This is a genomic window from Brucella sp. GW823-FHT04E01, from assembly GCF_058796175.1.
This window is the reverse complement of record NZ_JBXAIK010000001.1, coordinates 607,808-619,836: the sequence shown is the minus strand read 5'-3', so window position 1 is coordinate 619,836 and position 12,029 is coordinate 607,808. Positions and strand designations below refer to the sequence as shown.

Sequence of the window (12,029 nt, the reverse complement as noted above, 5' to 3'; positions counted from 1 at the left end):
AGAATGAAAAGGGCATCCGCAAAATGGATCACCAGCTTCTGCCTCGCGGCGGGGCTGGCCCTATTCGTTCGAAATTCGGCAGACGCGGGGGACATTCCCCATCACGTCGTTTCCATTAATGTATGCACCGATCAGCTGGCATTGTTGCTGGCTAATGAGGGCCAGTTGCGATCGGTTTCTTACTTGTCGCAGGACCCGGAACTATCCGTCATGGCTGTGAAAGCCTGGGAGCTTCCGGTCAACCATGCGCAGGCAGAAGAAGTCTTTCTGATGAAACCTGATCTCGTGCTGGCGGGCACATTCTCGTCGAGAGCAACGGTTGAGCTGTTGCGCAGACTGGGTATCCGTGTGGAAGAGTTCGCGCCCGCCCGCACGTTCGGCGATATAGAAGATCATCTGCGTCGCATGGGTGAGGTGCTTGGAAGACAGGCGGAAGCCGACCGGGAAATCGACAAAATGAAAACCGCTCTGGCGGCAATCCAACCTCCGACCCGTCGCAAGACAGTCGCGCTTTATTATGCCAACAGTTACACATCCGGTCGGGGAACGCTGGTCGATGAGGCTGTGCGTCTTGCCGGACTTGATAATCTGGCCGACAAGGCGGGGGTCAGCGGTTCAGCTCTGCTGCCGCTGGAAAAGCTGGTGCTCGAGAAGCCGGATATTCTGGTGCGTAGTTCAAGAGATCGCGCGCCTGCGCTGGCTTTCGAGAATTTCGAACATCCGGCGTTGCGAGTGCTTGAAAAACAGGCGAGGGCGGTGACGATAGCGGATAATCTGACGGTTTGCGGTGGGCCATTCAGCGTCGAAGCTGTGGCAGAACTTGCGGAGGCGGCGCGTGACTGAACGGAACCGCTTCTATCTTCTGCTCGTCGGACTGGCCATGCTTGTGGCTTTGCTTTTCATCGTTTCGTTGCTGACGGGGCCTGCTGCGATCGGTATGACCGACAGCCTCAGGGCGCTTTTCGGCGATGACAGCGAGATGATCGTACTGGTCATGCGCGAAATCCGCCTGCCGCGGGCACTGCTCGCGCTCCTCATCGGCGCTTCTCTTGGTTTGTCCGGTGCTGCCTTGCAGGGTTACCTGCGCAATCCACTTGCGGAACCCGGCCTGCTTGGTGTGAGTGCATCCGCGTCATTCGGTGCTGTTATTGCTATTTATAGCGGTCTCTCGCTTCTGTTCCCGCTGGCTTTGCCGCTCCTCGCGCTTGCAGGTGCCTTTGTGTCGGTGTTTCTCGTCAAGCTTCTGGCGGGGCGCAATGCTGGTACGCTTGCGGTCATATTGGCCGGTGTCGCGGTGACCAGTCTCGCCGGTGCATTGACGGCGCTGGCGCTCAACCTGTCACCTAACCCCTTTGCTGCAATGGAGATCGTCTTCTGGATGCTCGGTTCACTGGCCGACAGATCGATGACGCATGTGGCTCTCGCCGCACCATTCATCCTTGTTGGCTGGGCGATGCTTCTGGCACTCGGGCGATCACTCGACAGTCTGACACTGGGGGCTGATGCTGCGGCAACGATGGGCGTCAATCTGGCTCGTGTGCAGCTTTTTGCCGTGCTGGGCACAGCGGCCTGCGTGGGTGCTTCCACCGCTGTTGCCGGTGCAATCGGTTTTGTGGGACTGGTGGTTCCTCATCTTCTGCGACCGCTTGTCGGTGCACGTCCGTCACGATTGCTGGTTGCCAGCGGTTTCGGCGGGGCTGCCCTATTGTTGGCTGCTGATGTGTTGGTGCGCATCGTCATGCCGGGACGTGAACTGAAACTGGGCGTCCTGACGGCAATCATTGGCGCACCATTCTTTCTGTGGCTTGTGTTCAAGTATCGGAGGCAACTCGTATGACATCGCTTTCGATAAAGAATCTTTCCGTTACGCTTGGCGGGAAGGCAGTACTCAGCGAGGCAAGTTTCGATATGCATGGTGGTGAATTCATCGGACTGATCGGACCTAACGGTGCTGGCAAGACGACATTGTTGCGCGCCATTTTGGGACTTGTGAGGTCCAGCGGGGAAATTTCGCTCGACACAGGCGATGTGCGCCACATGAGCGCTTCGACAAAAGCACAGAACCTCGCTTATCTGCCGCAGGAGCGTGATGTCGCGTGGCCGGTATCCGTGGAGATGCTTGTTTCTTTGGGACGCTCCGCCTTGAAGCCGGTTTTTGCGAGCATGAGCGCACAGGATAAAATGCTCATCGAGACCGCAATGCAGCGTATGGATGTTACCCGATTTCGGGAACGGTCGGCGATCGAGCTTTCCGGCGGAGAACGGGCACGCGTGCTGATTGCGCGCGTTCTGGCGCAGGATACGCCCGTAATACTCGCCGATGAGCCGGTGGCCGGGCTCGACCCTTCTCATCAGCTTGGATTGATGGAAAGTTTTGCCGAACTTGCAAAAGAGGGGAGGACTGTTGTCGCCTCATTGCATGAGCTGAGCCTTGCGGCACAGCATTGCACGCGCCTTATTTTGCTCGACAAGGGACGTATCGTTGCAGATGGGGAGCCAACGAAAGTTCTCACGCCACAGTTGCTGCACGACGTCTATGGTATTCGAGCGAAAATCATGACGGTGGATGGCGAGTTCATCGTCCATCCGACCTCACGTATTGGCTAGTGGATTGAATTTGACGTTTGATACCCGTCCGATATAAATTTCGTTTCAAACGTCAAATTCGAAAAATCCACTAGATTCATAAAGTTACTAGTGGTCTTTTTGATTCCGACATTTGCTCAGCGCTCATATCCGAGGGATACAAATGTCGGAATCAGACCACTAGACATTTTTCCACCGATGCTCGCGGGAAGAGGCGTAGATGGTTTCTACAGCCTTCTGGACTTCGTAACCCTCGCGGAAGTCGGCGTGATTGGTCTTCTGCCCCGCAATGGCCAACAGGAAGTCGCGAACTTCGATCGTCTTGAGATCGTTGAAGCCGATCTGGTGGCCGCCCGCTACGCAAAATGCGCCATAGGGTTCGTGTTCGGGGCCAGCAAAGATCTTGCGAAAGCCTTGTTGTCCTTTTTTGTCGGAAAAGAGAAACAGGTCGAGCTCATTGAAGCGTTCCTGTGAAAAGAAGAGGGAGCCTTTCGATCCGGAAATTTCGAAGTCGTGCTGCATCTTGCGACCGCTGGCGATCCAGCTCGCTTCGATTGTGCCCGTTGCCCCGTTTTCAAAACGCACGAAAGCGCGGCAGACATCGTCTGTTTCCACGGGTTTCATCTGCGAAAGGTTCAAACTATCTGGGCGTTCATTGATGATGGTGACGGCGTCTCCCATGACCGTTGTTATCGGCCCAACGAGATAGCGCGCGGCGGCAATGATGTGACTGCCGATATCGGCTAATGCTCCGCCCCCACCTGCCGGATAGAGCCGCCAGGTCCACGGAATGCGGGCATCGGCCATGAAATCTTCGGCATGAATACCGCGAAAACTGCGAATTTCACCTAGCTCTCCGCTGTCGATGATTTCCTTGGCCAGTTTTATCATAGGGTTTTTCAGATAGTTGAACCCAACGGCTGTCTGAACACCTCGCCGTTCTGCGGCGAGCGTCATTTCGAGGCACTCGGCAGCGGTGGGTGCAAGCGGCTTTTCGCAATAAACGTGTTTGCCCGCTTCAATGGCGGCGAGCGCCATCTCCTTGTGAAACCGGTTTGGCGTCGTGATGTCGATGAGATTGATATCCGGGTTGGTGATCAATTCCCGCCAATCTCCAGTGGCATTTGCAAATCCCAGTTGTTTTGCGGCTTTTGACGCCGTTTCAGAATTCACATCGGCCAATGTGTGAAGCTGCACATCGATAGGTAGGTCGAAAACGCGATTGACGTTAGCGAGCGCAAGGGCGTGCGTCTTGCCCATGAAGCCGGACCCGATCAAGCCCGCCACCACAACCTCAGCTCTATCAGCCATTGTCATTCCTCCAGAAACGATGGTCGAAGCGTTTGGTGCTGCGCAACTCCTTTGGGAAATAAGCATATCGTCGGCAGCTTATGCGATTGACATGAGCTACCAGAAATGGAATTATAATTCTACGAGAATTTGTTATGAATGTTTCATTCTATTGAAAAGATCCACGATCTGCATGTATTCACGGGTAAAACGCTTGGAGGAGCGCCGGAATACAGCAGGCGGAAGGTAAAGCGTTAACGCAAACCGGCGGGGAGTGCCGGACAAGGGAGGAGTGAACATGCAATCTCTATTGAAATCGGCAGTGGCCGGGGTGGCGTTGCTGGCTGCGTCTTTCGCAGCCCACGCGGCCGATATTAATATCGTTGTCGTCAGTCACGGTCAGGCATCGGATCCGTTCTGGTCTGTCGTCAAGAACGGCGTCGCCGAAGCGGCAAAGGATACGGGCGCAAAGGTCGATTATCGTGCACCGGAAACCTTTGACATGGTGCAGATGGCCCAGCTTATCGATGCGGCGATCAATCAGAAGCCGCAGGGTATTGTGGTTTCCATTCCAGATGCGGATGCGCTTGGACCATCGATCCAGCGTGCTGTAGCAGCCGGTATTCCCGTCATTTCCATGAATTCCGGTTCCGATGCCTCGAAGAAGCTTGGCGCTCTGCTGCATGTCGGTCAGGATGAGTTCGATGCCGGTAAGGTAGCAGGCGAAGCATTGAAGAATGCTGGCGGCAAGAAGGGCATTTGCGTCAACCAGGAAGTGGGTAACGTCTCGCTCGATCAGCGCTGCGCAGGCTTCAAGGAGGGCTTTGGTGATGTAACGGTTCTGCCGACATCGACCGATCCTGCTGAAAACGAAGCCAAGGTTCGCGCTGCTCTGGCATCTGATGCTGCCGTCGACACAATCCTGACGCTCAATGCGACACTTGCAGGAGAACCGGCTGTGAAAGCCGCTGCCGAAAGCGGTCGCAGCGGAATCCACGTTGCGACGTTCGACATGTCGGCTGGCTTCCTGGAAGCTGTTGAAAAGGGACAGGCGGACTTCGCCATCGACCAGCAGCAGTTCCTGCAAGGCTACCTTCCGGTCTCGTTCCTCGCGCTTAATGCAAAGTACGGTTTGATGCCGGGCGGTAATGTTCCATCGGGCCCGAACCTGATCACCAAGGACAAGGCCAAGCAGGTCGTGGAACTTTCGGCCAAGGGCATCCGGTAAGCATTGTTTCGACTATCTGATATCGAACCCGCCCATGAAAATGGGCGGGAACGGGTCTCTGTGCCCAGAATGCATCAGGAGAAGATCATGAGTGAGCCACTTCCCCATGAAAAGGCCAACACAGCGGCGCTATCGAAGGATGAGCGGCTTCAGTCGGCGAGCCCAATGCAACGGCTCCTGAGCCGACCGGAATTAGGAGCGGTATCCGGCCTGATCCTAATTACGGTCTTTTTCGTTTCAGTTGCCAATCCGGCGATGTTTACTGCTGCCGGCATCATGAACTTCATGGCTCCTGCTTCGCAGCTCGGCATTCTGGCAGTCGCCGCAGCGCTTCTTATGATCGGTGGTGAATTCGACCTGTCTATCGGCTCGATGGTAGCTTTTGCAGGCCTGATCTTTGCCGCTGCTCTGGTCGTCTGGCAGGTGCCGCTCGGTGTCGCCATCATCGTCACGCTGCTGTTCGCCGCTTTCGTGGGGATGGTGAATGCGCAGATTGTTATCCGTACTGGATTGCCATCATTTATTGTGACGCTCGCATTCCTGTTCATTTTGCGTGGTCTGTCGCTGGTCGGGCTGAAATGGGCAACAGGTGGCGCTACGCAGCTGCGTGGCGTGAAGGAAGCTGTAGCGGGCAGTTATCTGGCAGGCCTGTTTTCCGGCGATGCTTTTCAGGGACTTTTCGCCTGGATGGCTGAAAACGATCTGATTGACAAATTTCCCAATGGTGAGCCTTCGGTAAAAGGCGTGCCGGTCGAGGTTCTGTGGTTCATCGCCATCGCACTTATTGCAACCTATGTGCTGGTACGCACACGCTTTGGCAACTGGATTTTCGCGGCCGGCGGTGATGCTCTGGCTGCACGCAATTCCGGTGTTCCTGTCCGTCGCGTCAAGACAACGCTATTCATGTGCACGGCAATGGCTGCGGCATTGGTGGCTATTCTTACCGTTCTGGATGCCGGTTCAACCGATGCGCGCCGTGGCTTCCAGAAGGAGTTCGAGGCGATTATCGCTGCAGTCATTGGCGGCTGTCTGCTGACCGGCGGTTATGGTTCTGCAATTGGTGCGTTCTTCGGCGCGATCATCTTCGGCATGGTTCTGATCGGGCTGACCTATACCCAGATCGATCAGGACTGGTATTTGGTCTTCCTGGGAGGAATGCTTCTGATCGCGGTGCTCTTCAACAATTTCATTCGCAAGCGTGCGACCGGCGAGCGCTGAGAGGGAGATTTGCCATGACGACACCCATCATCGAAGTTCGCAATCTCGTTAAACATTTCGGCCCCGTCATAGCGTTGAACGGCGTCTCGCTGAGTGTCGAGCCGGGGCAGGTCCATTGCCTGCTTGGCGACAATGGTGCCGGTAAATCAACGCTGATCAAGACGCTTTCTGGCGTGCACAAGCCGACCAGCGGCGACTTTCTGGTCGAAGGAAAGCCCGTCACCTTCAACAGTCCGCGCGATGCGCTCGATCATGGGATTGCGACAGTTTATCAGGATCTTGCGATGATCCCGCTAATGTCGGTCATGCGGAATTTCTTTCTGGGACGGGAACCGACCAAGGGCATCGGCCCAATACGCTGGTTCGATACGCAGCAGGCGGAAGAAGTTACGCGTGAGGAGATGCGCAAGATCGGGATCGATGTCCGTGACCCGCAGCAGGCTGTCGGAACGCTTTCCGGCGGTGAGCGGCAGTGTGTGGCGATTGCCCGCGCCGTCTACTTCGGCGCGAAAGTGCTGATCCTCGATGAACCGACCTCCGCGCTGGGGGTCCGGCAAACGGCGATGGTTCTCAAATACATCAATCTGGTGCGCTCACGCGGGCTGGGTGTGATCTTCATTACGCACAATGTCCGTCATGCTCATGCGGTCGGTGACAAATTCACAGTTCTCAATCGCGGGATAACGCTTGGAACGCGAACGAAGAACGATGTGGACATGGACGAATTGCAAAGCCTCATGGCAGGTGGGCAGGAACTCGCCGACCTGACTGCTGAACTGGGCGGTCGGGTCTGACCGGGATTTTCGGAGCGTAGAATGAACGGACAATTCAATGGCAAAGTTGCCGTCATTACCGGAAGCACGCAAGGGCTTGGCGCAGCAACTGCGAAACTGTTTGCAGAGAGAGGCGCCAAAGGTCTCGTTATATGCGGGCGTTCGGTTGAAAAAGGGCTAGCGCAAGTCGATCAGTTAGCAAATCTCGGAGCCAAAGCGGTCTTCGTGCAGGCTGATCTTGAGAAGGTGGAAGACTGCCGCAGGATCGTTTCGGAAGCCGACCGTGTTTTTGGAAGGCTTGACGTTCTCGTAAACGCTGCTGGTTTGACGGATCGGGGCACTATTCTGGATACGAGCCCGGAATTGTTCGACCGTTTGTTTGCGGTGAATACACGAGCGCCATTCTTCCTCATTCAAGAAGCGATAGAGCTGTTCCGGCGCGACAAGATCGAGGGAACGATTGTCAATATTTCTTCGATGTCGTCCATGGGCGGCCAGCCTTTCATTGCAGCCTATTGCGCTTCCAAGGGGGCGTTGGACACACTGACCCGCAACGTAGCCTATTCGGTTTTGCGCAATCGTATTCGCATCAATAGCCTGAATATTGGCTGGATGGCATCAGACGGCGAAGACCGTATCCAACGCGAGTTTCACAATGCGCCGGAGAACTGGCTGGATGAAGCGGCTAAGAGCCAGCCTTTCGGAAGGCTGATTGAACCAGTCGAAGTTGCCCGCGCGATAGTATTTTTGGCTTCGGAAGAATCCGGCTTGATGACTGGCGCTATCGTGAATTTCGATCAATCCATTTGGGGCGCTTACGGTTCATCTCCGCATCCCGATCAGCCGCTTTGAGCGTTTGATAGTATCTGTGTGTTTGAATGAACGGGATAGTAACCGGTTCAATAGCTGAAATGGCGCGGAAGGTATTTCGTTGAAATTACCAATGATTTTTGTGTTGCCGTGTTCGAGTATTGCTTGAGAAAGCCCAAAAATATTGTGAGGAACTTTTACGATCCTGCTTGCGCTTGCAATTTCAGGTAGTTAGAGCATCTGTCTGCCTGACCGATTCAGGCTGTGTGTTTTAAGCAGTTGTTTCAGCCGTATTTACGCGATGTCGAAACCTCCCTTTCGTCAGCGAATTCGTTCTGGCAATGGCTTGCACAGACACCGTTTTAATTTGCGCTGAAAGGACCAGCATCGTGGAGCAGGCAAAGAACGGAACCCGTAAGGGTGGGCGCAAGGCGCTGTGGGCGGCAGTTGCGGTAATCGCTATCGCTGCCGCCGGTTTGACCGGATACAAGATCACACTTGAGAAGACGATCACGTCGCAGCTTGAGAAGCGTGGCGGCAAAGCATCTTCCGTCGAAGCCGACTTTCTCGGACGTATTCATCTGCGCGACGTGACGTTGCCGTTGAAGGATGGCTCCAACGTTCGTATCGCTTCGGTTGACGGTCGCCCCAAGTTTCTGTTCCTGACCGGCATGTTGAATGCGTCGGGCATTGATACGGAGATCGGAAACTACAAGATTTCCATTCCAAGCGTGGCAATCGAAGACGCTAATTTCGATACAGCCATGCTGAAGGATACTTTCGGCAATAGTGGTCTGACGCTGCCGGAACGCGTTGGTCGTTTCTCGGCAAAGCGCCTGACTGCGCAGGAAATCAAGGTTGTCCAGACAGTCGCGAATAACGAACAGAACATCGTCTATAAAGACGTTGCGCTGGAAGATATCAACCTCGGTAAGGTTGCTCGTTATACGGCGGGCGGCACGATTTTCGACTTCACGATCCAAGTGCCGGGTGAAGACGGCGAAAAAGTCACGGACAAGATGACAGGCACCATGGGTGCCGCAGAGGGCAAAGACATTGATGGTGTCTTCCTCGCCCGCCTCTATACCGAAAAGGCAGGCCCGGACGATAAGGAAGCAAAGCCGGTCTATGGCCCGTTTTCGGCGAAGAACATCGTCATGAAGACGAAGGATGCGAACTTCAGCTACGATGAGATTCGCAGCAACGGTTTCACGGCTCGTATGCCCGCCGTACCGTTCACCGAAACCTTGGAGAAGCTCCAGTCTCTCGAAAATGCGGACGAACTTTCACAGGAAGAGACGCGCGAGCTTATTCTTCAGTTGAGTTCCCTGTTCGACACGATCGGTAAGGGCGATGTCGAAATGCTCGGCATGAAGATCGAGCCAACTGATGCATCGAAAGGCAAGGGCGGTATCGAACGCGTCGCAGTTGCTTTCGACAATCAGAAGATGGATGCGACCATCAAAGGCTTGGCCTTCTCCGAAGGTCAGGACTACATGAAGATGGAGGAAGCTTCCTTGAAGGGCTTCTCCTGGGCGACTTCAGTCGAAGCCTTGAAGAAGTTTGCGGCGCTGAATGAGGACGAAGTTGAAAACTTCCCTTTCACGACCATGCTTCCGGAATTCGGCACGCTTCGGGTAGTGGGGATCGACGCCGATCTGCCATACGAAAAGTCTGAAGATGTGGACGCAGGCGAGGAAAATGCGGATGAGGGAGAGCAGGCTGCAACCGAAGAATCGTCGGTTCCTTCGCTGCCTGAACGCATTCAGTTTGCCATGAAGAGCTATGAAGTCGCTCTCAACAAGCCTTACAACGGTATTCCGACCGATGTGCGCGTCGCGTACGAAGACATGTCGATCAAAGTGCCGACACAGGCTGATGACGAATTCTACCAGCAGCTTCGGAAGCTTGGCTATGATAGTCTCACCATGTCTTCAAACTTCGAAGCAAGCTGGGATGAGGCAAATCAGGATCTGATCATCAAGGACATTTCGATCAGCGGTAAGGATATGGGTTCCGTATCCATGTCTGGTTTGATGGGCGGCCTGACGAAGGAATTCTTCTCTGGCGATAAGGTGATGATGCAGGTCGCTCTGCTCGGGCTCAAGGCCAAGCAGGTAAACCTGAAGGTTGAGGAAAAGGGCATTATCGCCAACGCGATCAAAATTTATGCCGAAGAAAAAGATATGTCGGAAGACGAAGTACGCGGCACGATGTCTCTGATGGCTGCAGCCGCTCTGCAAGAGCTGGCAGCGGAGCAGCCACAGTTGCAGGATGTTGCGACGGCGTTTTCGACGTTCCTGGCTAAGCCGAATATTTTCGAGCTGACTGTCAAGTCGAAAGCCGAAAAAGGCATTGGCGCTCTCGAAATGGTAGCTGCATCGCAGGATCCGACCTTGCTGCTCGACAAGGTCGATATCGAAGCCAAGGCGGAATGATCGACTATTCCGCTGATCTGAGCGAAACGCCGGCCTTTGGCCGGCGTTTCTGTAATCAGAGCTTCACCAAAACATTACACAAGGGTCATGCCCTTGATATATAAGGGTCCTAGTAAGCCTCGGAAATAACGAGGCCAACATGACCAGAAAAAATGTCCTGCTTATCGTCGTTGATCAATGGCGAGCAGATTTTATCCCCCACCTGATGCGGGCGGAGGGGTGCGACCCCTTCCTCAAAACTCCCAATCTTGATCGCCTTTGCCGGGAAGGCTTGACCTTCCGCAACCACGTCACAACCTGTGTGCCATGTGGACCAGCAAGGGCAAGCCTGCTTACTGGCCTTTACCTGATGAACCATCGGGCAGTGCAGAACACTGTTCCGCTTGATCAGCGCCATTTGAACCTCGGCAAAGCCCTCCGCGCCATCGGCTATGATCCCGCGCTCATTGGTTACACGACGACGACGCCTGACCCGCGTTCGACGTCCCCAAGAGATCCGCGTTTCACGGTTCTTGGCGATATCATGGACGGGTTTCGCTCAGTGGGCGCATTCGAACCCAATATGGACGGATATTTCGGCTGGGTGGCGCAGAACGGTTTTGAACTGCCGGAGAACCGGGAAGATATCTGGCTGCCAGAAGGTGAGCATTCCGTTCCCGGTGCTACCGACAAACCGTCGCGTATCCCGAAGGAATTCTCGGATTCTACATTCTTCACCGAACGTGCGCTGACATATCTGAAGGGCAGGGACGGCAAGCCCTTCTTCCTGCATCTCGGTTACTACCGCCCGCACCCGCCATTCGTCGCTTCCGCGCCTTATCATGCGATGTACAAGGCCGAAGATATGCCTGCGCCGGTTCGCGCGGAAAGTCCGGACGCCGAAGCGGCACAGCACCCGCTTATGAAGCACTATATCGATCATATCAGGCGTGGTTCGTTTTTCCATGGGGCGGAAGGCTCCGGCGCAACGCTGGACGAAGGCGAGATTCGCCAGATGCGCGCCACCTATTGCGGCCTGATTACGGAAATCGACGATTGTCTGGGGCGGGTCTTCGCTTACCTTGATGAAACTGGTCAGTGGGACGACACACTAATCATCTTCACCAGCGACCATGGCGAGCAGCTCGGCGATCATCATCTGCTCGGCAAGATCGGCTACAACGACGAAAGTTTCCGTATTCCTTTGGTTATAAAGGATGCGGGAGAGAACCGGCACGCTGGCCAGATCGAAGATGGGTTTTCCGAAAGCATCGATGTCATGCCAACCATCCTCGAATGGCTCGGCGGGGAAACGCCGCGCGCTTGCGACGGGCGTTCGCTGCTGCCGTTTCTGGGTGAGGGGAAACCCGCCGACTGGCGCACAGAATTGCATTACGAGTTCGATTTCCGCGACGTCTTCTACGATCAGCCGCAGAACTCGGTACAGCTCTCCCAGGATGATTGCAGCCTCTGTGTGATCGAGGACGAAAACTACAAGTACGTGCATTTTGCGGCCCTGCCGCCGCTGTTCTTCGATTTGAAGGCGGACCCGCACGAATTCAACAACCTGGCTGAAGACCCCGCTTATGCGGCTCTCGTTCGCGACTACGCCCAGAAGGCTTTGTCGTGGCGGCTGTCTCATGCCGACCGGACACTGACCCATTACAGATCCGGCCCGCAAGGGCTGACAACGCGCAACCATTGATC

Annotated in this window: 10 protein-coding genes; 9 read left to right on the top strand and 1 reads right to left on the bottom strand. The window is 55.0% G+C overall.

The annotated features are described in order from the left end of the window. Nucleotides 1-3: 3 nt before the first annotated feature. The 3 genes from AC1RHM_RS03170 to AC1RHM_RS03160 are packed head-to-tail and all read left to right on the top strand — an operon-like array spanning nt 4 to nt 2,607. Nucleotides 4-843: an ABC transporter substrate-binding protein gene (locus AC1RHM_RS03170; RefSeq protein ID WP_010659794.1), complete on the top strand. Its 840-nt coding sequence runs from the start codon at nt 4-6 to the stop codon at nt 841-843. Next, complete coding sequence (locus AC1RHM_RS03165) at nt 836-1,837, top strand: FecCD family ABC transporter permease (protein WP_010659795.1); 1,002 nt, start codon at nt 836-838, stop codon at nt 1,835-1,837. Before AC1RHM_RS03170 ends, AC1RHM_RS03165 begins: the two co-directional genes overlap by 8 nt. Then, entirely contained in the window at nt 1,834-2,607 is a 774-nt protein-coding gene (locus AC1RHM_RS03160; protein ID WP_010659796.1) for an ABC transporter ATP-binding protein, read from the top strand. Before AC1RHM_RS03165 ends, AC1RHM_RS03160 begins: the two co-directional genes overlap by 4 nt. Nucleotides 2,608-2,766: 159 nt before the next feature. Here AC1RHM_RS03160 and AC1RHM_RS03155 read toward each other — a convergent pair whose 3' ends face one another. Beyond that, complete coding sequence (locus AC1RHM_RS03155) at nt 2,767-3,897, bottom strand: Gfo/Idh/MocA family protein (RefSeq protein ID WP_010659797.1); 1,131 nt, start codon at nt 3,895-3,897, stop codon at nt 2,767-2,769. Nucleotides 3,898-4,174: 277 nt separating this feature from the next. On the opposite strand from AC1RHM_RS03155, the gene AC1RHM_RS03150 reads away from it, so the two are divergent. From AC1RHM_RS03150 to pehA, 6 genes are all read left to right on the top strand, one after another. Next, the gene (locus AC1RHM_RS03150; protein WP_012091817.1) at nt 4,175-5,104 is read left to right on the top strand and encodes a sugar ABC transporter substrate-binding protein; all 930 of its coding nucleotides are present in this window, start codon (nt 4,175-4,177) and stop codon (nt 5,102-5,104) included. Nucleotides 5,105-5,191: 87 nt separating this feature from the next. Continuing rightward, on the top strand, nt 5,192-6,322 hold the full coding sequence (locus AC1RHM_RS03145; protein ID WP_010659799.1) for an ABC transporter permease: 1,131 nt from the start codon (nt 5,192-5,194) through the stop codon (nt 6,320-6,322). A 14-nt stretch (nt 6,323-6,336) separates the two neighbouring features. Next, nucleotides 6,337-7,116, top strand: coding sequence for an ATP-binding cassette domain-containing protein (locus AC1RHM_RS03140; protein WP_010659800.1), 780 nt, complete (start codon nt 6,337-6,339; stop codon nt 7,114-7,116). A 21-nt stretch (nt 7,117-7,137) separates the two neighbouring features. Beyond that, a complete protein-coding gene (locus AC1RHM_RS03135; RefSeq protein WP_010659801.1) occupies nt 7,138-7,947 on the top strand; it encodes an SDR family oxidoreductase in 810 nt (269 codons plus the stop codon). A 347-nt stretch (nt 7,948-8,294) separates the two neighbouring features. Beyond that, nucleotides 8,295-10,343, top strand: coding sequence for an aq_1923 C-terminal domain (locus AC1RHM_RS03130; RefSeq protein ID WP_010659802.1), 2,049 nt, complete (start codon nt 8,295-8,297; stop codon nt 10,341-10,343). 139 nt (nt 10,344-10,482) lie between these two features. Continuing rightward, entirely contained in the window at nt 10,483-12,027 is a 1,545-nt protein-coding gene (gene pehA, locus AC1RHM_RS03125; RefSeq protein WP_029376076.1) for a phosphoric/sulfuric ester hydrolase PehA, read from the top strand. The last annotated feature ends 2 nt before the right edge of the window (nt 12,028-12,029 follow it).

What these genes read in the sequence shown, in the direction of transcription:
- AC1RHM_RS03170 (WP_010659794.1), top strand. Translation starts at nt 4, where the DNA reads ATGAAAAGGGCATCCGCAAAATGGATCACCAGCTTCTGCCTCGCGGCG.
- AC1RHM_RS03160 (WP_010659796.1), top strand. Translation starts at nt 1,834, where the DNA reads ATGACATCGCTTTCGATAAAGAATCTTTCCGTTACGCTTGGCGGGAAG.
- AC1RHM_RS03155 (WP_010659797.1), bottom strand. Translation starts at nt 3,897, where the DNA reads ATGGCTGATAGAGCTGAGGTTGTGGTGGCGGGCTTGATCGGGTCCGGC.
- AC1RHM_RS03150 (WP_012091817.1), top strand. Translation starts at nt 4,175, where the DNA reads ATGCAATCTCTATTGAAATCGGCAGTGGCCGGGGTGGCGTTGCTGGCT.
- AC1RHM_RS03145 (WP_010659799.1), top strand. Translation starts at nt 5,192, where the DNA reads ATGAGTGAGCCACTTCCCCATGAAAAGGCCAACACAGCGGCGCTATCG.
- AC1RHM_RS03140 (WP_010659800.1), top strand. Translation starts at nt 6,337, where the DNA reads ATGACGACACCCATCATCGAAGTTCGCAATCTCGTTAAACATTTCGGC.
- AC1RHM_RS03135 (WP_010659801.1), top strand. Translation starts at nt 7,138, where the DNA reads ATGAACGGACAATTCAATGGCAAAGTTGCCGTCATTACCGGAAGCACG.
- pehA (WP_029376076.1), top strand. Translation starts at nt 10,483, where the DNA reads ATGACCAGAAAAAATGTCCTGCTTATCGTCGTTGATCAATGGCGAGCA.